At 43.8% G+C, this 25,628-nt stretch carries 24 protein-coding genes; 23 read left to right on the top strand and 1 reads right to left on the bottom strand.

Annotated features, from left to right (window positions below; all coding sequences use genetic code 11):
* Nucleotides 1-61: 61 nt before the first annotated feature.
* The 12 genes from G3352_RS05285 to vanG all read left to right on the top strand — a co-directional run bounded on the left by G3352_RS05285 (nt 62) and on the right by vanG (nt 12,091).
* Nucleotides 62-1,291 carry an aminopeptidase gene (locus G3352_RS05285; protein WP_481856271.1) on the top strand — a complete coding sequence of 410 codons (1,230 nt, stop codon included), beginning with the start codon at nt 62-64 and terminating at the stop codon, nt 1,289-1,291.
* A gap of 50 nt (nt 1,292-1,341) precedes the next feature.
* Complete coding sequence (locus G3352_RS05280; RefSeq protein WP_163754620.1) at nt 1,342-2,016, top strand: TetR/AcrR family transcriptional regulator; 675 nt, start codon at nt 1,342-1,344, stop codon at nt 2,014-2,016.
* Nucleotides 2,017-2,198: 182 nt separating this feature from the next.
* Nucleotides 2,199-2,975, top strand: coding sequence for an ABC transporter ATP-binding protein (locus G3352_RS05275; protein ID WP_163754617.1), 777 nt, complete (start codon nt 2,199-2,201; stop codon nt 2,973-2,975).
* Between the two features lie 54 nt (nt 2,976-3,029).
* Nucleotides 3,030-4,040: an aliphatic sulfonate ABC transporter substrate-binding protein gene (locus G3352_RS05270; protein WP_163754615.1), complete on the top strand. Its 1,011-nt coding sequence runs from the start codon at nt 3,030-3,032 to the stop codon at nt 4,038-4,040.
* A 42-nt stretch (nt 4,041-4,082) separates the two neighbouring features.
* On the top strand, nt 4,083-4,928 hold the full coding sequence (locus G3352_RS05265; protein ID WP_163754786.1) for an ABC transporter permease: 846 nt from the start codon (nt 4,083-4,085) through the stop codon (nt 4,926-4,928).
* The gene (locus G3352_RS05260; protein WP_163754612.1) at nt 4,925-5,737 is read left to right on the top strand and encodes an ABC transporter permease; all 813 of its coding nucleotides are present in this window, start codon (nt 4,925-4,927) and stop codon (nt 5,735-5,737) included. The genes G3352_RS05265 and G3352_RS05260 overlap by 4 nt, the downstream gene beginning before the upstream one ends.
* A 32-nt stretch (nt 5,738-5,769) precedes the next feature.
* Complete coding sequence (locus G3352_RS05255) at nt 5,770-7,131, top strand: LLM class flavin-dependent oxidoreductase (RefSeq protein ID WP_163754609.1); 1,362 nt, start codon at nt 5,770-5,772, stop codon at nt 7,129-7,131.
* A gap of 237 nt (nt 7,132-7,368) precedes the next feature.
* Nucleotides 7,369-7,893 carry a sigma-70 family RNA polymerase sigma factor gene (locus G3352_RS05250; protein ID WP_345940719.1) on the top strand — a complete coding sequence of 175 codons (525 nt, stop codon included), beginning with the start codon at nt 7,369-7,371 and terminating at the stop codon, nt 7,891-7,893.
* Complete coding sequence (locus G3352_RS05245; protein ID WP_163754606.1) at nt 7,890-8,741, top strand: hypothetical protein; 852 nt, start codon at nt 7,890-7,892, stop codon at nt 8,739-8,741. The genes G3352_RS05250 and G3352_RS05245 overlap by 4 nt, the downstream gene beginning before the upstream one ends.
* A 319-nt stretch (nt 8,742-9,060) precedes the next feature.
* The gene (alr, locus tag G3352_RS05240; protein WP_163754603.1) at nt 9,061-10,215 is read left to right on the top strand and encodes an alanine racemase; all 1,155 of its coding nucleotides are present in this window, start codon (nt 9,061-9,063) and stop codon (nt 10,213-10,215) included.
* Complete coding sequence (locus G3352_RS05235; RefSeq protein ID WP_163754599.1) at nt 10,181-10,993, top strand: D-alanyl-D-alanine carboxypeptidase family protein; 813 nt, start codon at nt 10,181-10,183, stop codon at nt 10,991-10,993. The genes alr and G3352_RS05235 overlap by 35 nt, the downstream gene beginning before the upstream one ends.
* 45 nt (nt 10,994-11,038) lie before the next feature.
* A complete protein-coding gene (gene vanG, locus G3352_RS05230) occupies nt 11,039-12,091 on the top strand; it encodes a D-alanine--D-serine ligase VanG (protein ID WP_163754596.1) in 1,053 nt (350 codons plus the stop codon).
* Nucleotides 12,092-12,502: 411 nt separating this feature from the next.
* On the opposite strand, the gene metE is transcribed toward vanG, so the two are convergent.
* Entirely contained in the window at nt 12,503-14,794 is a 2,292-nt protein-coding gene (gene metE / locus G3352_RS05225) for a 5-methyltetrahydropteroyltriglutamate--homocysteine S-methyltransferase (protein ID WP_163754594.1), read from the bottom strand.
* Nucleotides 14,795-15,026: 232 nt separating this feature from the next.
* Between metE and G3352_RS05220 the strand changes: the two genes are divergently transcribed.
* From G3352_RS05220 to G3352_RS05170, 11 genes are all read left to right on the top strand, one after another.
* Nucleotides 15,027-15,347, top strand: coding sequence for a DMT family transporter (locus G3352_RS05220; RefSeq protein ID WP_163754590.1), 321 nt, complete (start codon nt 15,027-15,029; stop codon nt 15,345-15,347).
* Between the two features lie 21 nt (nt 15,348-15,368).
* A complete protein-coding gene (locus G3352_RS05215; RefSeq protein ID WP_163754587.1) occupies nt 15,369-15,719 on the top strand; it encodes a DMT family transporter in 351 nt (116 codons plus the stop codon).
* Nucleotides 15,720-15,747: 28 nt separating this feature from the next.
* On the top strand, nt 15,748-16,290 hold the full coding sequence (locus tag G3352_RS05210; protein WP_163754585.1) for a TetR/AcrR family transcriptional regulator: 543 nt from the start codon (nt 15,748-15,750) through the stop codon (nt 16,288-16,290).
* A 149-nt stretch (nt 16,291-16,439) separates the two neighbouring features.
* Entirely contained in the window at nt 16,440-16,727 is a 288-nt protein-coding gene (locus G3352_RS05205; protein WP_163754582.1) for a hypothetical protein, read from the top strand.
* Nucleotides 16,728-17,111: 384 nt separating this feature from the next.
* Nucleotides 17,112-17,990, top strand: coding sequence for an AraC family transcriptional regulator (locus tag G3352_RS05200; RefSeq protein ID WP_163754579.1), 879 nt, complete (start codon nt 17,112-17,114; stop codon nt 17,988-17,990).
* An 85-nt stretch (nt 17,991-18,075) separates the two neighbouring features.
* Nucleotides 18,076-19,350, top strand: coding sequence for an ABC transporter substrate-binding protein (locus tag G3352_RS05195; protein ID WP_240342936.1), 1,275 nt, complete (start codon nt 18,076-18,078; stop codon nt 19,348-19,350).
* A gap of 52 nt (nt 19,351-19,402) precedes the next feature.
* A complete protein-coding gene (locus G3352_RS05190) occupies nt 19,403-20,293 on the top strand; it encodes a carbohydrate ABC transporter permease (protein ID WP_163754576.1) in 891 nt (296 codons plus the stop codon).
* A 15-nt stretch (nt 20,294-20,308) separates the two neighbouring features.
* A complete protein-coding gene (locus tag G3352_RS05185) occupies nt 20,309-21,190 on the top strand; it encodes a carbohydrate ABC transporter permease (protein WP_163754573.1) in 882 nt (293 codons plus the stop codon).
* A gap of 195 nt (nt 21,191-21,385) precedes the next feature.
* Entirely contained in the window at nt 21,386-22,141 is a 756-nt protein-coding gene (locus G3352_RS05180; protein ID WP_163754571.1) for a response regulator transcription factor, read from the top strand.
* The gene (locus G3352_RS05175) at nt 22,110-23,762 is read left to right on the top strand and encodes a sensor histidine kinase (protein ID WP_163754568.1); all 1,653 of its coding nucleotides are present in this window, start codon (nt 22,110-22,112) and stop codon (nt 23,760-23,762) included. The genes G3352_RS05180 and G3352_RS05175 overlap by 32 nt, the downstream gene beginning before the upstream one ends.
* 218 nt (nt 23,763-23,980) lie before the next feature.
* Nucleotides 23,981-25,618, top strand: a complete 1,638-nt coding sequence (locus G3352_RS05170; protein ID WP_163754565.1) for an extracellular solute-binding protein — start codon at nt 23,981-23,983, stop codon at nt 25,616-25,618.
* Nucleotides 25,619-25,628: the final 10 nt, after the last annotated feature.

Genomic DNA, 25,628 nt, shown 5'->3' with positions numbered 1-25,628 from the left:
TTTTGAAGAGTAATAATTAAACCAAGCGATATTAATTTTAGTCAGTAGGAGGCGAATGCGATTGGACTTTCGTGAAAAATTGGAGCGTTATGCAGCGCTCGTGGTCAACGTTGGTGTTCATGTTCAGAGGGGACAAACGCTTGTCATAACCGCGCCAATTTCGGCTGCTCCGTTTGTTCGACTAGTTGTGAAACATGCTTATGAGGCCGGCGCTCATGATGTCTATATCGAGTGGAGCGATGATGAGATTATGCGTTTAAAGTATGAACTTGCACCGGATTCGGTGTTCCATGAATATCCGGCGTTCCGGGCAGCCGGTTGGGAGACTTTTGCGGAAAATAATGCAGCTTTCCTGACGATTACTGCACCCAATCCCGATCTTCTGCAGGGAGTAGATCCACAGCGGATCATGAATTTGAATGCATCCAAAGGTAAGGCATTAGCCAAATTTCGCAGCTACGGCATGTCCAACAAGGTCAGTTGGTCTATAGTTACGGTTCCCTCAACGGCTTGGGCTGCCAAGGTGTTTCCTGATGTTGCCGAGGAGCATTTGATCGATACGATGTGGGAAGCTATCTTTAACGTTACGCGGATTAATTCGGTTGATCCCGTTGAGGCCTGGAAGACACATCTTGAGATGCTTAGAAACAAGACGGATCAGCTTAATCGTAAAAAGTATCGAGCACTGCGATACCGTGGACCTGGTACGGATCTGCGGATAGAATTGTCGCCTAAACATATCTGGGTTAGTGATGCGGATAACATCAACGAAAAGGGTGTTTCATTTTTGGCAAACATTCCGTCAGAAGAAGTATGGACTGCTCCGTTAAAGCAGGGGGTGAACGGCACGGTTCGCAGTACTAAGCCGCTAAGTTATGAAGGATATCTAATCGATGATTTCTCCTTGACGTTTGTAAACGGGAAAATTATTAATATTCAAGCAGCGCAAGGGCTTGAGGTGCTATCAAAACTAATTAGCGTCGATGAGGGCGCGGCCTATCTGGGCGAGATTGCGCTGGTGCCGCATCATTCTCCTATTTCGGAATCAGGGCTTGTTTTTTATAACTCTCTTTTTGACGAAAATGCATCCAACCATCTCGCGATCGGTAATGCTTATCCCTTCTGTCTTGAGGGAGGGAACGAGATGACTGAAGCGGAAAAAGCGGCAAACGGTGTGAACTCAAGCCTCATTCATGTCGATTTTATGATTGGATCGGCTAATATGGACATTGACGGAGAACTTGCAAATGGAGGCTTGGAACCTGTATTTCGTAACGGTAACTGGGCCTAGAATTAATAATCATAGATCAATAATTAGTAATAAAACGGAGGAGGATTCAAATGTCACCCAGAAACATTCTGAAGGACCAACAAATGAGGAAGGAACGCATTGAGCATATCTTAAATTCAGCCTTACAAACCATGGCTAAACGTGGGATTGATTCAACCAATATTAAAGATATCGCCAAGGAAGCAAAACTTAGCGTAGGCAATATTTATACCTACTTTACATCGAAGGACGAAATTTTCAGTGAGGTTCTGCGTCGAGGACAAACGATGTATGGGAGGACAATTGCACAAATAGCAGACATGGATATAGATCCTCGTGAAAAACTATTCGAGATTAGCAAAGGGTGGTTATCGAACGAGAGTAATTGGGCCTTCACCATCATGCTCCAAAGTATACGAACGAATCAGGCGGTCAGCACTGAAATAAAACAAGCTGCAACTCAGAGATTTACCGACAATCTGGAACCTTTGGCAGAGATTTTTCGCCAAGGACAGGAGGCGGGCGGCATCATACAAGGAGATACTCGACAACTTGCGTTTTATTTTGTAAGTCTGATTCAAGGCCTGACTTTGCAGCTTGCTCCCGGTTATGAAATACAAGTAGATATTGACCCCAAAAAAATTGTTCGACTTTTTATGGAACCAGAGACAGTGGTATCAACCGCTGGTCTATTTGAAGGAAATAATGATTTAAGTTACATAAATAAAAAAATGTTTGACAGGTAAGAATTGGTATTGATAATATATCGTATAACAAAACGAACCGAAATTCACTTTGTTGATTTGCAAACGCTGAGATTTACACTGCACCGCTCTATAAGCTGTGGGAATGGGTAAATCTCTTTTTTTGGCCTCAAAACCAAGTAAACATGTAAGTATTATTGATTAAATGCGAAAGGGTGTCTTTAATGTCTGGGGATATGCTTATGATCAGTGACCTGAACAAAACGTTTGTCGCCCCCGTAGGCGAAATCATTGCGTTAAACAACATTCAGCTCAAAGTTCGAAAAGGTGAATTAGTAACCATCATTGGTCCAAGCGGATGCGGGAAAAGCACTTTGCTTAAAATTGTGGCTGGTTTAGATACGCAGTATACGGGAACCGTCTTGCTCAACGGTAAACCAATTGTCGGCCCCAGCATAGAGAAAGGATTCATTTTTCAGGAGCCCAGGCTATTCCCATGGTTAACGGTGGAGAAAAACATTGCAGCCAATCTCTCTCTTAGAGATGTGAATGTCCGCCGAAAGGTGGAGGAACTAATTGAGCTGGTCCGCTTAAAAGGGTTTGAAAAATCATATCCTCGCGAATTATCAGGTGGTATGGCTCAGCGCGTCTCCATTGCCAGAGCATTGCTGCGTAATCCGGACGTATTGTTGCTGGATGAGCCGTTCGGAGCGCTCGACGCCTTTACTCGGTCTCATTTGCAGGAAGTGCTGCTTGATATTTGGCAACGTAATGGAACAACAATGCTGTTTGTAACTCACGATCTCGACGAAGCTGTCTTCCTAGGGGAACGAGTCGTCATTATGAATCCGCGTCCAGGTCATATTCGGAGTATTCTTTCGATTGACTTACCTTTTCCACGAAAAAGATCAGGCAGTGCATTTCAGGAGATGCGGAGACTGGTATTAAATGAGTTCGAAAAAGTGGATGAGCCTTTATATGACGTAAGCGGCGGCATATAGCGTCATTCATAGCCGAAGAAGAATGTACAGCATATTAAAGGGAGAGTGGTTTATATGAAAAAATCTCATCTAGTTCTTGTTATGGTGCTCGCAATGTCTTTATTGACAATGGCTTGTGCATCCAAAAGTTCAAATGAAAATGCAAGTGGTTCAGGTACGAGCCAAAATGTAACTGTCAAAATTGGGATTCAGGGAAGTGGTGGCTTATTCGGTAAAGCACGTGAAGAAAAATGGTTTGAACAAGAATTTGAAAAAACAGGAGCCAAAGTGGAATGGATCGAGTTTCAGAGTGGACCGCCCATGACAGAGGCGATTGCTTCCAATAAGCTGGATATCGCCAGCCTGGGGAACATGCCTATTATCGCAGCACAAGCTGCGAATATTCCTTTTAAAATCGTATCGCAAGTTCTGGACGGAAAAAATAACGTTGCGATTATTGTACCTGCCGGTAGTACCGCCCAGTCACTTAGTGACCTGAAAGGCAAGAAGATTGCCGTTACAAAAGGAAGCAATGCATATAACTTTCTATACCGTGGTTTGGAGAAGTCCGGTCTGACGGATAAAGATTTTGAAATCATTCAGTTACAGCCCGATGAGACACAGTCTGCGTTCGAAACCGGCAGTGTGGATGCCTGGGCGACATGGGACCCTTACATCACACTCAATACCTTAACGGGAAAAGGAAAAGTGCTGTCCGACGGAGAGCAGCTTGGCGTATTGTCCCCTTCGTTTACGATCGCGGGAACTGGTTTTGCAGAGGAACATCCAGAGCTTGTTACTCTGTACTTGAAAGTAGTTAATAAAGCATTGAAGTGGGAAAGCGAGCATGAAACCGAAGCGATCGATAGATATGCAGCTGAACGTAATGTTCCTGCCAGTGTTATCAGTGGGACATTCGAACGTTCCCGCATGATTAACACGTCAGTTAATCAAAACATAGTAGAAGAAATGCAGCAAACAGCGGATTTTCAATATAAAGTGAAGAACATTCGGAATCAGGTTGTTGTTAAAACAATAACGGAAAATCAATATATCGACGCAGCTCTCAAGGATCCACTGAAATAAACATAATGAACCCTATAGAAGAGAGGCGTTCACTACATGCAAATGCGTGCGGAAAAGGCGGTTATCCCGCCTTTAATTCAAAAGAAAAACTCGGTTAAGAGTCGAAAACTTTACTTAAGGGCTAGCAATATGGTACTAGGGCTTATCGTTCCGGTGTGTCTGTTAATCGTGTGGGAGGTAGCCGGGGCTATGGGATATTTGAACCCCGTTCTGCTGCCAACGCCAAGCAGTATATGGAAAGAGCTTGTCAGCATGACGGAGACGGGTGAACTTGTGAGGCATTTGGGCATATCGACGTGGAGAGCTCTGCTTGGTTTTCTGATCGGAGGCGGTCTTGGTCTAACAATGGGGTTATGGGTCGGCTTTTCTTACAAGACAGAGCGACTGCTGGACCCTTCCTTTCAAATGCTGCGGACGCTGCCCCACTTGGCCATTGCCCCCTTGTTCATTTTGTGGTTCGGTTTCGGTGAAACTTCAAAATTGCTGCTGATAGCTAAAGGTTCTTTCTTTCCGCTGTATGTTAATACTTTTCTGGGTATCCGATCCGTTGACAGCAAGCTTTTTGATGTAGGAAAGGTGCTGCAATTCAGCAAATGGCAGATGATCACGAAGTTAATTCTTCCAGCATCTCTGCCGAATATCTTTCTGGGGATACGTTTATCCGTCAGTGTCGCCTGGTTGGGTCTGGTCGTTGCTGAATTGATGGGTTCTAGTGCAGGCTTGGGATACCTGATCAATGATGCTAGATCGTTCTCACTCACCACCGTAGTGTTTGTGGGAATCATTGTTTTTGCTGTCGTGGGCAAACTGTCAGATTCCATCATTAAGCTTCTGGAAGCGAGAGCACTACGGTGGCAAGACGGTTTTAAAGGAGAAGAAGCAAAATGAGCAAGCTGGAGATTGGTAAACAAACCGAACGAGCAGGAGACTTGCTGAGCAGAATTCCGGGCCGTCTTCACGGGTGGATTATTCCGTTGGCTATTCTCCTTATCTGGGAATTGGCCTCTGCCCTTCAGCTGGTTTCAGCGACCATGCTACCCGCTCCTTCCAAGATTGCAGAGCAGTTCATCCGTCTAATCTTGAACGGCGAGTTGCTGGAACATCTCGGGATCAGCTCCTATCGCGCGGGCTTGGGATTTCTGCTTGGAACAGCTGCCGGGCTCATGCTCGGTCTATCCACAGGGCTTGGAAAATTGGCGGAGCGCACAGTTGACCCTTCATTACAGATGCTCCGGATGATCCCGCTCCTTTCCCTCATTCCATTATTCATTTTATGGTTTGGTGTAGGAGAGTTTTCAAAAATTCTAATGATCTCGCTAGGTGCGTTTTTTCCTGTATATGTGAATACATTTCTCGGTATACGAAACGTTGATATGAAGCTGATTGAAGTCTCCCGGATTTACCAGTATTCAAGATGGGAGTTACTCGGCAAACTCATTATTCCTGCGGCGCTTCCCAATATTCTACTTGGAGTCAGATTGTCTCTGGGCGCGGCGTGGCTAGTCCTTGTTGTGGCTGAAATGATGGGAACCAGCGCAGGTGTCGGCTACATGATACAGGATGCTCGTGCTTACTCGCAAACGGATATTGTATTTGTCGGTATTGTAGTCTTTGCGGTTGTAGGAAAGCTCTCGGATTCGACTGTCCGGCTCCTTGAAAACAGATGGCTTCGCTGGCGAGATACGTTCAAGGGGTAATCCGATAATTGAAACAAGAAGGGAAGATTTATATGGGGACGAGACAAGAGCAACTTCATCTAGGAGCATTCATTTATTATACAGGTCATCATCACTACGGCTGGCGCCGTTCGGATTCTGGTGCTGAACAGATTTTTGATTACAAATTTTATCGTTCCATCACACAGACGGCTGAACGAGGCAAGTTTGATATGATGTTTCTGGCTGATCTTCTCTACGTGATGGGCGCTGATCAATCGGCTGCAGGTATGCTGGACCCGTTAACACTTCTGTCGGCATTGGCTACGGATACGGATAAGCTGGGTTTGACCGCCACGGTGTCGACTACCTATAACGAGCCATATAACGTAGCTCGAAAATTTGCCACATTGGACCATATCAGTGAAGGACGCGCAGGATGGAACATCGTGACCTCCCAATTGGATGTTGAAGCAAATAACTATGGACGAACAGAGCATCCCGAGCATGGGCTTCGATATAAAATGGCCCGGGAATTTGTCGAAGTAGCCACCCAGCTCTGGGATAGCTGGGAAGATCAATCCTTAATTGTGGATCGGCAGGCTGGACTATTTGCGGACCCGTCTAAACTAAAGGAAGTTTCATATAAAGGGCAGTGGTATTCTACCCAAGGTACAATCAATGTTCCTCGTTCCCCGCAAGGATATCCTGTACTCATCCAAGCCGGATCATCCGAACCGGGACAGGATTTTGCAGCCAACTATGGTGAAGTGATTTTCACGGCCCAACAGTCTCTGAATGCTGCGAAAGAGTTCTATAATAACGTCAAATCCAAACTCGCTCTATATGGACGCGAACAAGGCAGCATGAAAATAATGCCTGGTTTATCACCGATTTTGGGTAAGACGGAGCAGGAAGCTCAGCGGAAATATCAAGAACTACAGGAGTTAATCCCTCCGGCGGCTGCAGTTGGTATGTTATCCGGTATGCTTAAGTTTGACCTTTCGGAGTATCCTGTTGAAGGCCAGTTGCCTGATATTCCAGATCCCGTAGAAGCTTCCAATGGCATGAAAAGCCGGGTACAGCTGATTATGGACATGGCTCGAAAAGATAAGTTATCCATTCTTGAGCTGGGTCGGAGGCTGATAGGGGCAAGAGGGCATATGCAGTTTGTTGGGACCTATGAACAACTGGCTGATTTGATGCAACAATGGTTTGAAGAATATGGTTGCGACGGATTTAACATCATGCCACCCGTTTTGCCGGGAGATTTGAATGAATTTGTGGATTATGTGGTTCCGATTCTTCAAGCGCGGGGGCTCTTCCGTACGGATTATACGGGCAGCACGCTTCGTGATCATCTTGGGCTGGATCGCCCGGGTATAAGTCATTTTCAAAAAGAGAAGACGTTAGATAAGACCTCCATAACAATATGAGCATACCCGTTTTAGTCTGATTTTCAATTACTGGTCTTCCTAAAGAAGAAAGAGAAAAGAAGTCGCCTATTGGCGGCTTTTTTCGTTTGGGACGATATAAGTTCTTGTTCCCAGATAAAAATTATTCATCTTCTTTAAAACTATTTTCGACTCTCAGCTGTCTAACATGCGAAACAACATACAAAGTAAGCTTTATTAAAAATGCGGCAATAATCAAAATATACAGTCGCAACGGGGGTGGACAAACTGAGCAAGGTGAGTACAGCACTAACTGAACAGCAGTTCAGTGATCGTCTGGAGGCATGTAAAGAAAAGCTTTATCGCTTCGCGTTCTCTTATGTGAAAAATGAACAGGAAGCATTGGAAATCATATCCGAAGCCGCTTATAAAGGTTTTCTATCTTATGAAAAAGTGAAAAGTCCTGATTATTTTGAAACCTGGATGACCCGGATTGTCATCAACTGTTCTCTGGATCACATCAGACGAAAGAAGAAATACATGTATATGGAAGACAGTACAATACCGTTTGCAGCCGAAGAGAGTTCCATGGGGCTTGAAGAGCAATGGGATTTATACGAAGCACTCGATCACCTGCATCCCGAAGATAGGGCATTTATCGTTTTGAAATTTTTCCAGGATCAGCGATTCAAAGATATGGCGGAGGTACTGTCCCTGCCGGAAAGCACGGTGAAGACCAGGTTCTATAAGATCTTAAATAAACTCAAAAAACATCTGACCAAGGAAGAGGTTGATTTTACATGACAGGAAAAGAAAGATATGAACAGATCAATATTCCATCCGGCCTTTCCGGAGTTATTCAGCAAGCCCGTCAGCGTGCACGAAACCAAAAGCGAAAAAAAATGATGATCTGGCGTAGTTCATCCCTTGTTGCTGCCTGTGCTGCAGTGATGATAACAGCTAACGTTCCAGGTGTAGCCAAAGCATTATCCGATGTACCTGTTATAGGTTCTGTCGTCAAAATTCTGCAAGTTGGTGGTGGCGGGGAGCGCACAGATGGGGTTTCGGTTACAACGACCAAAGAATCGGATACACTAAACATTAATTTTCAGATCGATGGTGAACAGATCACCTCTGCTCCATCGTATACTGTGGATCACAAAGAAGGACCGAATCGCTTGATCTTCACCTTCAACGGGGTACGTCATCTGGATTATGACAAGCTGGAGAAGGATATTAAAGCACTTAAGAATGTAAAAGATGTCTATCAAAATATCATTTTGGATGATTCTGCGATTGGCTTTGTGGTTGAACTTAAGGATGATGTGGACTATTCCGTGTCAGAGTATCAGCAGCCTGGATATATTCAGTTGAAGCTTTTTTCCGACGGGAAGACAACGCAATCGCATGAACTTTTCTTTGTCCGTAGCGAAGACATGGAGCAGGGTGAAGCACTGGCCATGTTGGCTGAACAGTATTCTGCCGATGGCAGCAGCGTTGTGCAGACCCAAAATGGAAAATTCACCGTCGTTATGGGTGCTTTCGAGAATAGTGCAGATGCAGACAAACACCTGAAAGAATTTACTGACCGGGAAGACTACAGTGAACCACTGCATGTCGACAGCTGGATGAGTAATGAAAATCCACAATAATGAAAGAGGCCTGCCTTAGCGCAGGCTTCTTCTTGTAGACTTTATTATCTGAAGTCCATTTCCGTTGTCTTTTACGAGTCGCCCTATTGGCGGCTTTTTTGTTGTAACTATGAGAAGTGCAAATCTGTAATCTTACATCCTTGTCAGTTTTGTGTAAGTTTGATCGATAGGAGCTGAAGTAGCCCTAATATACACTTAAAACAATTCAACGCAATACATTCACACCTTTAGGAGGCCAAACAATGAAAAGTGCATATGCGGATCTACTGAAAATAGGAAGTAAAAACAAGTCATCTATTCAGTTGAGGAGATCCTTCGGATGTACCGAGATACTTGGGCTGAAATAGATTTAACGCAAATTCGTGAGAATATCATAGAGATCCGCAAATTTCTACCCCGTTCGACCAAATTAATGGCCGTTGTTAAAGCAAATGCATACGGGCATGGAGATATCGAGACAGCCAAAGAAGCAGTAGAGGCAGGCGCGGATTATTTAGCGTGTGCCTTCATTGAAGAAGCCATCCGCATTAGAAATGCCGGCTTACAACAACCGATTCTTATTTTGACTCCGATTCGTCCCGAACTTGTACCTCTGGCTCTTGAACATGATTTGATGCTTACCGTTACACAAGCATCATGGTTTCATGAGATGAGAAAATACAAGCCTGTTCATACCCCGCATAAGTTATCTGTGCATGTGAAAATGGATACTGGACTTGGGCGAATAGGTATACGCACGCAAGAAGAGTGGCTTGAAATGGTTCCTTGGCTCAGAGCACCAGATGTAGTCGTCGACGGGTTCTATACCCACTTCGCGACTGCAGGTGAGGCAGACAACCGTTATCTACAGCTTCAGATTCAACGCTTCCTGGAAATGAAAGAATGGAGCAGTATATCACGGATTCCAATCAATCATTATCACTGTGCGGGAAGTGTAGCAGCACTTCGATTCCCGGAATTGTGCATGGATATGGCTCGAATAGGAGCTGCAATCTATGGCTTTTATCCGAAAAAACTAGTACCTAACATCCAACTAAAGCCGGCATTCAGTATGCACAGTAGATTATTACAAACGAAAAAATTAAAAAAAGGCGAATATGTGGGCTACAACAATGCTTATCAAACAGACTCAGATCAATGGATCGGAACAGTGCCTATCGGCTATGCCGATGGATGGTCGCAGAGAATGCAAAATTCGGAGGTGTTAGTGGAGGGGTATCGTGCAGAAATTATAGGGAAAATCTCCATGGATCAATTGATGGTCAAGCTTCCCATGTATTTTCCGGAAGGAACACAGGTGACCTTCATTGGCTATTCAGGTGAGCAAGAAATTCCGATTCAGGAACTGGCCAATCATATCGGTGGTGTCTCTCAAGAAATAACGAGTTCCATCACGGACAGAGTGTTACGAATTTATAAAGAAGGTGGGGAAGTTCATCATGAAATCACGGGAAGTCGTACAAAAACATATTGAAATCAGCGTAAGTAACGAAGAACGGTTTCAAGGACACTTAGTGTTAATCAATGATCAAAACCCAATCAGAAGACAAGTACAAGTCCATCAACTAGAGTCATTGGATTCATTGCCTTCAATAAAGAAGTTAAATAAGGAGATGCTTCTGGAGAAGCAGTGTTTCAATCAATTTCATGCTCTGCTTAAAGCTTGTGGGGGGACGGATGATATTGTCGCTGTCAGCGCATATCGAACAAAAGAAGATCAAGTCCAGATCTATCAAGATTGTTTGATTGAACAGGGTTCAGAATATACTTCCAAATACGTAGCCTTGCCTGACCATAGTGAACACCAAACGGGGTTGGCTATCGATGTGGGTAAATTGAAATCGAATATCGATTTTATTGCTCCTTCCTTTCCGGATACGGGCATTTACAAGTCCTTCAGACAACATGCCATACAATTCGGTTTTATCCTTCGATATAAACAAGAAAAAGAATCAATCACGCGTATTGCTTATGAGCCATGGCATTTTAGATATGTAGGATATCCCCATTCCAAAATCATGGAAGAGAACAATCTATGTTTAGAGGAGTACATCGATTTTGTACAGCAATATCGGTACTCTGGAGAGCAGCTTACGATTAAAGAAAAGGACATGACAATCCAGATATATTACGTTCCCGCGGATAAAGGGACATCTAGCCATATCCCGATCTTGAGTTGTGATTCTTATCGGATATCAGGAACGAATCGTGAAGGATTCATTGTTACGACATTCTCAAAAATTAAGTTATAGCAATAAGGATGATTTAGACATATCACATTTTAGGAGGATTTTACGATGCAGAAGAAGTCGATTGCGGTATTGTTTGGCGGATGTTCAGGTGAGTATAACGTATCTTTGAGCTCAGCCGCTTCAGTGATTGAAAATTTGGATACCGAAAAATACAATCTTGTATTAATTGGAATTACACAGCAAGGCTCTTGGCTCCGATATAGTGGAACGGTTGAGGATATTCGCAATGATCGGTGGCATTTGCATCCGAGTTGTATCCCATCCTTTTTCTCGCCGAGTAGAGAAGTCAGAGGACTCATTGAGCTTGTTCATACGGAATATCATGTAACAACGATTGATGTTGTGTTTCCAGTGCTTCACGGCAAATACGGTGAGGATGGAACCCTGCAAGGATTATTGGAACTGTCGGGTATACCGTTTGTTGGATGTGGCATGTTATCCTCTGCGTTATGTATGGACAAGGAACTGGCTCATAAACTGGTGCAGGCAGCAGGCATAGATACGCCGTGTTCCCTTACAATACATAGGAGTGAACGGATGGAAGAAGTGTTATCAGAAGCAGAAGCACTGGGCTTCCCACTCTTTGTTAAGCCGGCTAGATCAGGATCGTCATTAGGCATATCGAAGGTGAACAATATGCAAGAGTTGATTACCGGAATTGAACACGCCTTCATACACGACAGCAAAGTAGTCATTGAGCAAAATATTAACGGTTTTGAAGTGGGTTGTGCTGTATTGGGTAATTCTGATCCCATCATCGGCATGATTGATGAGATTGAACTACAGGGGCACTTTTTTGACTTCTCGGAAAAGTACTCCTTGATCAGTTCGAAGATTCACTTGCCAGCCCGCATTGATGAAGACACTGCAATGAAGGTTAAGGAGAGCGCTCTGACTATTTATAAAACGCTTGGGTGCAGAGGGTTTGCGCGAGTAGATATGTTCCTGACCACTGACGGAAGAATTGTGTTCAATGAAGTCAACACGATACCTGGTTTCACGTCGAATTCCCGCTATCCCAACATGCTCCAAGCTAGCGGCATGACTTATGCAAATATTCTTAACCAGCTCATCGAGCTCGCCATTGATGAGAACTGAGAGCGTGGCTTAACTCGATGAGGAAAATCAAAAAAAGATCGGATTCAACAGCGGGGGAAAGACATCGACGGTTTACAGTGTAGTGAAGAGTGGAATGATTGTTATGATCCCTTTTATGGATGAAAAGCCATGTGAAAGAACTTGGGATTAGAGAAGATCAACTCATGGTAGGCGGAGAAAGCGCTGGAGAAGACTTACCGCCACACTTACTCTTTACGCCAGGGATAAAGGAAAAGTGAACATTGCATTTTCAAATGCCGCCAGCATCCTATGATCGATGACAGAATCCGCTAAGGTCAATAATGCCCCCATTTGGAACTCTGCTTATAATGATATTAAAAGGCGGACATTCCATAGCATAGGAATGTCCGCCTTTTATAAAAGAATTCTTGAATTATTTATCTATTCAACTTAAACCGTTGTTGCAACGTGCTTTTCACGAGCAATCTTGGTTGCATCAACCATGTTGCGCAAGGATGCAACGGTTTCTTCGAGTCCACGAGTTTTGAGACCGCAATCCGGATTAATCCAGAACAATTTAGGGTCCAATACACGCAAGGCGCGTTCAATCATGCTCGTCATTTCATCCACACTTGGAACACGTGGGCTATGGATATCGTATACACCAAGTCCAATGCCCAGTTTATAAGTGTTCAACTCAAAGCTGTGAATCAGTTCACCGTGACTGCGGGATGTCTCGATCGAAATAACATCGGCATCCATCGCTTCGATGGAATCGATCATGTCATGGAATTCGCAATAGCACATATGTGTGTGAATTTGGGTCGTGTCTTGAACCGTGCAAGTGGAAATACGGAAAGCTTTGACAGCCCAAGCCAGATAATCGGCTTGCTCGTTTTCCTTCAACGGCAGTCCTTCGCGAACCGCTGGCTCATCGACCTGGATCATGCCAATACCTGCTTGTTCCAACGCTTCGACTTCTTGTCTCAGTGCATACGCCAATTGATATGCGATATGCTCGCGCGGGATGTCTTCACGTACGAATGACCAGTTCATGATAGTGATCGGTCCAGTGAGCATACCTTTTACAGGACGTTGTGTTTGGGACTGTGCGTATTTGGTTTCTTCAACGGTCATTTCTCCGGTAAATGCAACGTCTCCAAAAATAATTGGTGGTTTTACGCAACGGGAACCGTATGATTGTACCCAGCCAAACTGTGTGAAGGCAAACCCAGCAAGTTTTTCGCCAAAGAACTCTACCATGTCGGTACGCTCAAACTCACCATGTACGAGAACATCGATCTCGATCTCTTCCTGAATTTTGATCCAGATATCAATTTGATCCCGGATGAACGCAGCATACTGCTCATTGTTCAACTCACCCTTACGCCACAATTGACGTGCTTTACGCACTTCTGCGGATTGTGGGAAGCTGCCGATAGTCGTTGTCGGGAAAAGTGGCAATTTCCATTTGTCCTGCTGCGCGATATGACGCTCTGCAAACGGACGGGAACGTTCCGGCTGTTGAACGCTGAGTGTTGCCACGGCTTCTTGAACAGCAACACGATTGCGCTCTTCGGATTGCTGGAGAGCCTGGATCGTACGATCGGAATTTTCAATCTCAGCGATAATTTCAGCGTTTCTTGAAGACAATGCTTTCGTCAGAAGAACGATCTCGTCCAACTTTTCATCTGCAAATGCCAAAGCATTTTTCAGTTCGGATGTGAGTTTAGTTTCACGTGCTGTCGTTACCGGAACATGAAGCAAGCTGCATGAGGATTGCACGATTAAACGTTCAGGTGTTACGAGTTCAGCCAGTTCATCCAACAGCTTCAGTTTTCCTGGTAAAGAGGCTTTCCAGATCCCGCGGCCGTCAATAACTCCGGCACCCAAAACTTTATCCGCTGGGAAACCGGACGCTTGAATGGATTGAATGTTACCTGTGGCTCCATGTACAAAATCAAGTCCGATACCTTGAACCGGTAGGGCAACAATGTTGCTATAGTTCTCTACGGATTCAAAGTAGGTTTGCAACATAATGTTCAGACCTGGTACAGCAGCTGCAAACGTCTCATAAATTTTACTCAGCAGCTCTAGGTCAGCATCACTTGTTTTGGTAACGAGGATTGGCTCGTCAATCTGAACCCACTGAACTCCTTCATTTGCAAGCTCTTGAAGCACTTGTACATAGAGCGGAAGCAAGCGGTCCAGCCAAGCGTTTGTTTCGGATTTATCGTATCCTTTGGATAGTTTCAGGAAAGTTAACGGTCCAACAAGAACCGGTTTGCCTTCAATACCGAGATTCTCTTTAGCTTCGCGATAAGCAATAAGTGGTTTATTTTCCGTAAGGGCAGGGGAAGCACCGTCCAGTTCAGGCACGATATAGTGATAGTTCGTGTTAAACCATTTTGTCATTTCACTTGCTGCTGCATCTTTTGTTCCCCGAGCAATTCCGTAATAGACGGACAAAGGTACAGCGCCACCGTCATATGCAAACCGTTTTGGAACAATTCCGAACATAACGGCAGTATCCAGAATGTGATCATAGTAACTGAAATCATTAACAGGAATAAGATCGATACCTTTTTCTTGTTGCTTGCGCAAGTGATCTAACCGAATCTCCTGCAATCGTGCTTGAAACTCTGTTTCTTCGAGCTTGCCTGACCAGAATGCCTCCAACGCTTTCTTCCATTCCCGATCCGCACCAATTCGTGGATATCCCAATACACTGCTTTTTGCCATGACGTAAAATCTCCTCTACAATATGTTACCAAAAAGTTATCACATATCCGGAGTTATAATGTAATTCCATTAAGTTATATCTAGCTATAGCCTATGGCTATACCGGTATGGCATGAAAGCAAGTAATAATGACAAACATTAAGTTATTATAAAACTTTACAAAAAAACCGTCCGGACGGTATAGTTAACTGGAAGTTGAAAAACGTTACGTATGTGGCAGGAGGAATGAGAGATGGTTGCATATTTTTTATTGGGTTTAGCGATTGTATCTGAAGTTTTTGGTAGTTCCATGATGAAATTATCAAACGGATTCCAAAAGAAACTTCCGATAGTAGGATTGATTTTGGGAATGGGTACAGCGTTCTTTTGTCTTTCTCTGGCTTTGAAAACCATTCCGCTTGGTACCGCATATGCAACGTGGTCGGGTGTGGGAACTGCTCTTACAGCACTCGTTGGCATCGTGTTTTATAAAGAGAGCGTGAACCTCAAAAAAATCTCAGCATTAATTCTTATCATTGCTGGGGTTGTGATTATGAAATTGGCTCATAGCTGAGCAAGAATGGAGGGATGAATAATGAAAGGTTATTTTGCACTGGCCATTGCCATTATTGCTGAGGTTTTCGGTACTACCATGTTAAAATTGTCGGCTGGATTCACAAATCTACTACCTTCAATTGGACTTGTTGTTGGCATGGCGTTATCGTTTTATTATTTGACAATGGCTTTGAAAACAATTCCTTTGAGCACAGCTTATGCCATATGGGCAGGTGTAGGGACAGCAATAACCGCCTTGCTTGGCGTCATTTTATGGAATGATCCGTTCAACATGCTTTCGGGAATCGGACTCATTATGGTTATCGGAGGTGTAGTACTTTTAAACTTATCCAAAAGTCCAGCCAAATCATCAAACGCAAGTCAGTCTTAAATAAACGTACATGAAGGAGGAGATCTGTATGAGAAGTAATTCAAGACGTCATGAGCTTTTGGCATCAGCATCACATATTGTCGAACATTTGGGCATGGAGAAATTGACGTTGGAAGCTGTTGCTAAACATGCGGGAGTAAGCAAAGGCGGATTGCTTCATCATTTTCCCAATAAGGAGGCAATCGTTACTGCCATGATCGAGGAATTCGGGGATACGTTTTTCTCTGAACTACAGCAAAAATCAAGCGAAAGCATAAACGAAGTCGGGAAATGGAGCAGGGCTTATATCGAAATGACCTTCCATGACCCCCAAACGACTGCAGCTTTGAGTACGGCGCTTTTGGCGGTATTATTCTCGAAGCCCGAATTACTTGCAGCGTATAATGAAAAAAATAACGTTCTTCAAGAAGAAATTTTAAACGATGGCATTGATCCCGTGAATGCTGCTATTATCAAGTTAGCAACAGACGGGTTATGGTTTTCCGAGATTTTCGGAGTTGGAATCCTGAATCAGGATATTCGAAATCAAGTAGAAGAAAGACTCATGAAGATGTCTTTCGAAGCAAAATGAGAATGCCCGCATCAACTCTTTTTTTCATATTTGAAGCCCGGGAACTTTTTCAATTAGAATTGCAATTAAAACAGAGTTGAAATCAGAAAGGAGGGGACAGAATTGCCATAATGGGGGATCTGGTGTTATCTAAACATCATCCGGTTCTCATGTATGCGAATCCTCAGCAATGGCTGGATATTTTGGATAAAGTGGAACAGCTGGATATAGAAATCATCGTACCGGGGCATGGAGAAGTATGCTCATTGAACGCACTGCATCAAGTCAGAGCCTACATAATGGATCTATTGCAAATCGTGACTGATGCTGCTCAAAGAAACCAAGGTTTGGACGAAATTACTGTACCATCAGCCTATCAGGACTGGTTTTTTACTACGTATTTCAAGTCCAATTTGCAAAGTATCTACGAATGGATCGAGAAAATGGGTAAAGATTGAACCTGACCCAAGAAGCCCACTTGCTTCATTTGACATATGATGGCGTGCGTGTTCGCAGCCGGTTGTAAATAGATAGATCAGTACAGTGGCTCCTTAACATATGTTGAGGAGTTTTTTTGTTGCTCCAACCGTTTTTTTTAAGCTCGATTAGAAGGGACAGGTATACTTAATGCATAATAATGATAACTAGATAAATTGAATTTAACATTTACACGAGAACGGAGAGGACAGAAATAACCTGAAGAAGCGGAGCTAAAAGCTTTCTGAAAGAAAGCTGCATCGGAAGCATATACCTCGCTGTTATCGGAGTGGCAAGTGTAAATATTCTTTAATTCAATTTATATAGATCCTTGTTACGGTGGAAAATGTGGAAAGGGTGATTCAATGGGTGTACCTACTTTTCTTGAAACAGGTCATATGACAGAGGGTCTTCCAATCCGGGTGATTCATACCGAGAATCAGTTTAATTTTGCCGCCCACTGGCATGAAGAGGTGGAAATGGTAGTGGTGGATGGAATGAACGGAAGAATAGGCGTGAACAACCATGTGTATGAGCTGAAACAAGGAGATGTGTTGCTTATCAAACCAGGGGATGTTCACTGTTTCTTGCCGGGAACCAATCATCTAACCATTATCCAGTTTCGATTGGAGTTGCTGACGGGAAGTTTCATAACGGATAACGAAGCACAGAATATACGAGAGCTTTTCAATAAAACGATGGTCATCCCGTTAAACATCAGTAACGAAAAAAATCTGGGAAAATATATAGATGCCTTAGTGAATGAGGAGAAGGATCAACAGACGGGATATCGCTGGTTAATGGTTGCCAGATTATATGATCTTATTGTTCATATGCTGCGCACAAAGGCACCGATTACCGAGGAATTAACATCAGGATGGCCATGTACACCTTCCAAAAAATTTGAATTCCTCGAATCTGTCTGTGAATACCTGGAAGAGCACTATGCTGAACCCATCAAACTGGATCAGGTAGCGGGGCACATTAAATTCAGCAAGTTTCACGTATGTAAACTGTTTAAAGAGATCAAAGGAATCACATTGATGGAATACCTAAATCATTTTCGAATCATCAAATCGGAATGGGCATTATTGTTTCGCGAAGAATCCATTCTGGATATTGCCATTGGTCATGGATTCAACAATGTGAACTCATACAACCGACTTTTCAAAAAATATAATGACTGCACTCCGTCTGAATTTCGTAAGAAGCATCGTACAAATATCACAACATATGAAGGATGATTCACAATATTTGAAGAGAAAGCCTTCTCCAAAATCCATATACTCTAATAAATTGTAAGCGTTTCCTTTTTGAAGGAGGGGGCCCATGAAGAAGTTTAAGCTTAAATATATCTCCATGATTGCACTCGTAAGCGCAGTGATAATGGTGTCTGGCTGCCAACCAAGTGGAGCCAACCAGCCCAAGCAGGAAGAGATTACTGTCTGGAGTTTTACGGATGAAGCAGGTTATGCCATTGAGAAATTCGAGGAGAAATATCCGGACATTAAGGTGAACTTTGTTAATATTCCAGGCAATTTCTACATCACCAAGCTTAAGTCCGCATTACAGACAACGTCCAAGGCTCCGGATGTGTTTATGATCGAGAATGCAAATATAAGAGAGCTGATTGATGTGCCGTACCTGGAGAATTTATCGGAGGCAACGTATAACGCCAATGAACTAATTACAGAGCAATATGCTTTTGTGCAAGCTAATGAGAAGGATAGCGAAGGAAATGTTAGAGCGATCGGTTATCAGGGAACGCCTGGAGGCATTTATTATCGGAGAGATCTGGCCAAAGAATATTTGGGTACGGACGATCCGGAGAAGGTAGCGCCGCAAATTGATACATGGGAGAAGATATTCGAGATTGGAGAGAGGGTAGAGCAGCAAAGTGGAAATAAAGTTCATGCCCTTGCCAACTGGAATGCAATATCTAATTCATATGATGGTATCCCATGGGTTAAGGATGGGAAGTTAGTCATCGATCCCACCTATATGAAGGTGCTTGACCTTGTTCGTGAAGCACGTCAGCGGCATGTGCTTGCAGAGTTGGATGATGGTAGCGCTGGATACGCGGCTTCAATGCAAAAAGGTCAGGTGATGTTCTATCCGGGAGCAACTTGGGCCTTGCAATACACCTTTAAAGCGAATGCTCCGGATACCGAAGGATTGTGGGGTCTCGCGCCGGGGCCATCCGCTTTTAGTGCCGGAGGAACTTATATTGCAATGTATAGCAAAAGTGAAAAAAAGGATCTGGCCTGGAAGTTTATTGAGTTTTACAACTTTGATCATGATTTTCTGTCTGGGCTTGCGAAGGAACAGGACTATTTTACAAGCAATATGGTCGTGAATGATCAGCTTGCAGACTCCGTATCTTCAGCGTATTTGGGCGGGCAGAAGCATTTTGAGTTTTTCTCGGAAGCAGCGAAGCAGGTTCCTGTATATGAGCGAACCAAATATGACTCAATCATTAACAATGATATCTTCAAAAATGTACTCCAGTTGTATCTCAATAACGACATTCAGACCAAAGAAGAAGCCGTAAAACGAATCAATCGTGATGTCAAATTGAGATTTCCGGAGCTGGAAGTGGATTAGCTTAGAAGTAAGCAAATGCCTTTTAATCATCCGATGACTGGGGGTACAAAACATGTTTGCCAAGTCAATCCGCAAAGATCATTACGGATACTATTTCATTGCTCCGTTTTTCATTCTTTTCGCCATTTTTGGGCTATACCCCATTCTGTATTCTCTCTATATCAGCTTCACCAACTTTGATGGGATTACCACGCCGGACTTCGTCGGACTCGGTAACTATATTGCGGTTCTGCAAGATCCTTTGTTCTACAAGACGTTATTTAATACCCTTTTTATCTGGGGTGTCTCTGTAGTGCCACAGCTAACCGTTTCGCTTGTGCTCGCCTTTATCCTCAACGACAAGCTACTTAAGGGAAGAGACATTTTCAGAGCGGTTTATTTCTTTCCCAACATCGTTACCGCAGCATCATTGGGTCTGCTTGTGAGTCTGATCTTTGATTGGCAATCTGGCGGTTTGAATCATTTTTTGGTTCAAGTTGGACTCATCGATGATCCGATTAACTGGAAAAATGATCCCTGGTTTATGCGACTGATCGTTTCATCGATTCTGTTCTTTCAATACTTTGGTTACTCCATGGTCATCTATCTGGCAGGGCTTCAGGGTATTGATCCGTCACTGCAGGAAGCCGCTCAAATGGATGGGGCGAAAAAGAAACATATTTTCATTCATATCATCGTTCCAATGCTGCGCCCAATCATTCTGTTTCAGATGATCACGTCCATTATTGGAGGTATTCAGATTTTTGATCAGCCGTTTACATTGACGAATGGAACGGGTGGTCCGGATCGTGCAGCCATGACGAGTATTATGTATCTGTATAATGTGGCATTCCAAAGTACACGTTTTGGTTATGGGGCGGCCATTGCATTCTGTCTGTTCATCATCATTATCCTGCTATCGGTCGTATCCTTCATGATGACGAAGCGCAAGAGCCGTGCATAGGGAGGGGGAAATGAAATGCCAACCGTCAAACCAGTCGAACAACAAAAAGTTACTCTACAGCATTACGATACTGTGAGGCGTCTGACACTGGGCAAAGTCATTATTTATCTGTGTTTGATTAGCCTAGCCGTGCTCTGTATCATTCCATTTTATCTCATGCTCATCTATTCCACACATAATAATGCGACGATTGCATCGACATTTACGTTTCTGCCTGGCCCCTTCTTGCTGGATAATTATACGAACATGGCTTCCAAAATCAATATCTGGCGCGGGTTTGCCAACAGCTTTTTCATTGCCGGAACGTCTACGGTGTTATCCTTGTATATTGGTTCCCTAACGGCATATGGCTTCGCCAAATTCAAATTCAAAGGTCGCAACTGGCTATTCCTGTTCTTGCTTGCCACCATGATGGTGCCTGGGCAGCTCGCACTGATCGGGATGTATCGTCTGTTCAGTACGTTAGGTTTGCTGGACAGCTATGCAGCGATCATTTTGCCGGCAGCAGCGAATGCCTTTAATGTATTTTTTATCAAACAATTTATGGAGAGCAGCATTCCAGACGAGATTATTGAATCTGCACGTGTAGATGGTGCAGGGGAGTTCCGCACGTTCAATCAGATTGTCTTGCCCATTCTGGGCCCAGCCATATCGGCGCTTGGCATATTCACCTTTATCGGTTCGTGGAATAATTTTCTCACGCCGCTGGTCCTGTTTTTCTCGCTGGATAAATATCCGCTTCCGGTACTCGTTGCGCTGGTGCAAGGCTATTATGGAATGGATTACGGACTGTTGTATTTGGGTGTTGCGATCTCGATCTTGCCTATTATCATTGTCTTTGCGATATTCTCCAGACAAATTATAGGCAGTGTTGCCTTGGGTGCGGTTAAAGGATAACATGTGTACGCAACTAGTCGCCTTTTTGGCGGCTTTTTTGTTGTTTACATATTATTCCTATTGCAAAAGTGGCGGAATACCATTTTGAAAGCCTTTCCAAAAATCTATGATATACTACGATATGACTGGCATACCATGGAAAAAAAGATATTCCAACTTATCGTTTTCTTCACTTTCACTTGCAAAGGAGATGTCATGATGTTTAATGTTCTTGTTGTTGACGATGAGAGCGTTCAAAGAGAAGGCATTAAGGATTTGATCTCTCACTACGGCTTTCCCTTTCAAGTATTGGAAGCCGAGAACGGAAAGAGCGCAGAGCGAATTCTGGTTGCGAACGCGATAGATATCCTCATCACCGACGTCAAAATGCCTCTTATGGACGGACTGGAGCTTAGTAAACAAGCCAGGAAAACGCAGCAGAACATAAAGATTGTCATCTGCAGCGGTTATGATGAATTTGAATATGCCCGCAGTGCGATTCGGCTGGGTGTAGTTAATTATTTGCTCAAGCCACTGGTCAGGGAAGAGTTTCTACAGGTGATGGAAGATATTACGCAGATCCGTGCTTATGGCGGAGGTCCCGAACCGGAATCAGTTGAATCGAAGGTCATTCAACAGGTGAAGGATTATGTGAAGGATAACCATCAGAAAGATATTTCATTGTCCGAGGCAGCCCACGATGTTTATCTATCTCCAGGGTATTTGAGCATTTTGTTTAAAAAAGAGACCGGGGAAAACTTCTCGAAATATTTGACCGATTATCGTTTGCGGCGTGCAAGCCATCTGCTGGCTCATTCGAATATGAAAATCAATGATATTGCAGGGGCCGTTGGCATCGACAATCATTCTTATTTTGCCAAGTTGTTCAGAAACAGGTTCGGTGTCAGTCCGTTACAGTTCAGAGAGTGCGGGGTGCTTCATGATCGGATGGATCAAGAGCAAATTCAATGATATCAAGTTCCGAAACAAGCTGCTGCTGTCGCATTTGGTGATTGCACTCATTCCGATTCTTCTGCTGGGGTTGCTCTCCTTCATTCAGTCTTACCGAATTCAAATGAAGGAGTTACGGAGCGAAGCAGAAGCGAGTCTGGAACAGGTGTCTAACATTATGGATTATAAGATTAATCGGTATAACACGTTAAGTGAGTTCATGGTGCTTAATCGGGAATTATCGCAAATATTTACGAAAGACTACGAAGAAAATTATTATAATATGTACCTGGATTTCCGGGATATTCTGGAGCCGTTGATCTCGAACATCCGGCTGATGGATGATGATATTGAAGATATTACCTTTTATACGTCCGGGGAGTTATTGGGAATTCGCAATAATATTTTGCCAATCGGGGATCTCAAGAGCAAGTCCTGGTATGACGGATTTCGAGGCAGGCGCTGGATTGTAGATGGAGAGAAGCTTTATCTCGTTCAGGAATTGATCAGCAATCCGAAAGACAGCAATTTTATGGTGATCTCCATTCAGCATGATAGCATCTTTGCCGACCTGGACAATCTGTCGGAACATGTAGCCGTTTATATTGAGGATGCGAAACAGCATGTGATTTTTCAGGAAAACCACGAGCATGCTGTTGTGGCCGCAGGTTCGAAAGTTGGGGAATCTGGCGATCTGAGTCTTAGCCGCTCACTCGCCAATAACGGCTGGACCATTCACTATAATCTGCTGAATACCAATGCGTACGCCAATGCAATGAGTATTTTTCAAATTACGCTGTTTGTCATCATCCTCAGCCTGATTATTACCTTCTTGCTCATTTATGTTATTTCTAATAACTTTACGCAAAGAATTATCCATATCAAGAACAAGGTGGACAAGGTTGAGCGGAACAATCTGGATGTGATTATCCGAAGTTCATCCAGGGATGAATTTGGTGAGCTGACTAACGGTATCGGTAAAATGCTGACAAGGATCAACAGCCTGATCTCCCAGGTGTATCACGCCGAAATTGCCAAGAAGGAAAGTGAATATAACAAGTTGATTAGTCAGATCAACCCTCACTTCCTGTATAATACACTTTCATTTATACGCTGGAGGGCCGAGAAAAGGGCGGATATAGAAACGAGTTATATGGTATCTGCATTAGCCCGTTTCTATAGGACAACACTTAACCAGGGGAAGAATATGGCCACCATTGAGGTTGAGGTGCAGCATATTAAGGCATATTTGGATTTGCAGCTCATCATGAACGATGGCCGATTTGATGTGGATTATGATATCAATGACGAGGTATTACATACCGAGGTGATTCATTTTATTTTGCAGCCAATTGTGGAGAATGCCATTAAGCATGGTTTTGTGGAAGCAGATGCATCCGATTGCCACATTCACATTGGGGTTAACCGGGTGGAAGAGGGGATTAAATTAACCGTTCGTGATAATGGTGTTGGCATGACGCCTGTACAGACCGCAGGGTTGTTAACAGGAGAGAACGGCGGATGTGGTGTTCGGAACGTTAATGACCGAATTAAGCTGTATTATGGTCGGGGTTACGGACTTGTTATTCATAGTGAGCCAGGAAGCGGAACGGAAGTGTCAATCGTCCTTCCTGCCACATGATTGCGTGTGATTATATTAAAAACATAGCGTTAGTACTAAAGCGGTTGCTGTGGCAACCGCTATTTGTTACTGTTATAAAATTTTTTTTACAGAGAAATAAAGTAAATTGGAGGTCATAAAAAAAGTGTTACATATCCGAAAAATGTGGCATATACGCCAATTATGAAAACGCATACAATTTGGTTATCAAAAGCAAATCAGATAAAGGGGATGACAGGATGAAGAAGCGCAGTAAGATGGCTACGCTGCTGATCGGAAGCATGATGTTGGCTGTAATCAGTGGCTGTACCGGAGGCAATAACGAGAGCGCACAACCGCAAATTTCAGAGCAGGACTATGAACCTTATGGTAAATATGAGACACCCGTGGAATTTACGATTGGTCGAAATACCAATCATGTGAACAACCTGCCTGCAGGCGATACCATTGAAAACAATCTGGCTACACGCTATGTAGAAGACCGGGTGAATGTCAAGGCCAAGGTAGCTTGGGAAACAGATGATATGGATCAGAAGCTGTCACTCTCGATGACGACAGGCGACCTGCCGGATGTAATGCTTGTCAGCCGTGAAATATTTAATCAACTGGTGGATAACGATCTCATTGCCGACATGACAGAGGTATACGAGAAGACAGCATCCGAGGGTGTTAAAAATATCTATGGTTCCTACGGAGATTTGCTGTTGAATCAGGTAAAGGTGGACGGTAAGATCATGGGTCTGCCTATGACGAATATCGGAAACCAGCATCAATTGCTGTGGGTCCGGAAGGACTGGGTGGATAAAGTAGGCGCGAAGCTGCCGGAATCTGTCGAGGATGTATGGAATCTGGCGAGAACATTTGTAGAGAAGGATGTCTCGGGAACAGGCAAGACGGTAGGCATGGTCATGGATTCGAATGCGATGAACTTTACGCCAATCTTTGCTGCGCACGGTGCCTTTCCCATGAACTGGATACAGAAAGACGGTCAGGTTGAATATGGATCTGTTCAGCCTGAAGTAAAACAAGCGCTGACAGAACTGAGCGCCATGTATAAAGAAGGTTTGATTGATAAACAGTTTGCTGTCCGGTCGAACGAAGAGAAGGAAGCCCTAGTTATCAACGGACAGGCAGGAATGGTATTTAATCCATGGTGGATCGGCTACACCAACTACAAGGATTCCATTAAACAAGATCCTGAAGCAGTCTGGGTTGCCGTATCTGCACCAGTAGATGAGAATGGCAAGTTCAAGACGATCCGGCAAGATCCGGTGGGCGGCGGCATCGTCGTTGTGAAGAAGGACTTTGCGCATCCTGAAGCGATCATGAAATCAGTCAATTTAACAACGGATTTTCTGTACTCCTTAACGGAAGACGCAATCAATTACAAGAAAGAGCATCCCGACGAGTTGCTGACCGATGCAAGCCGCTGGAATAATGATCCTACCCAGATTCCGATGCAAGTGGATTATGATGATGTACTCAAGCGTTATTACGATGATCTGATCAAAGCAGATGAGGCAGGTGATGCTTCTGCTGTTCAGGAAGACCGAGTGGTTTCTTTCAAGGCCTATCAGGAATTCAAAGAGAAAGGAAATGCGATTGATGCAAACACCTACGGTGAATACCTCTCCCGGATCGAAGGGCAGCGTGAGGCGAACAATCCGAACCTGGAAGTGATCACCGCAGGCTTTTATGGAACAACTGAGACGATGAAGCTGAAGTGGGCGAATCTGCAGAAGCTAGAAGAGGAAACCATGCTCAAGATCATTATGGGGGAAGCGCCTGTAGATGAATTCGATAAGTTTGTCGACACTTGGAAACGTACGGGTGGCGATGAGATTACAGAAGAAGTTAACGAGATGAGCAAAAGATGACGATTGCGTG

The organism is Paenibacillus sp. ALJ109b (genome assembly GCF_010747435.1).
GTDB classification, from domain to species: domain Bacteria; phylum Bacillota; class Bacilli; order Paenibacillales; family Paenibacillaceae; genus Paenibacillus; species Paenibacillus taichungensis.
This window is presented reverse-complemented; position numbering and strand designations above follow the sequence as displayed.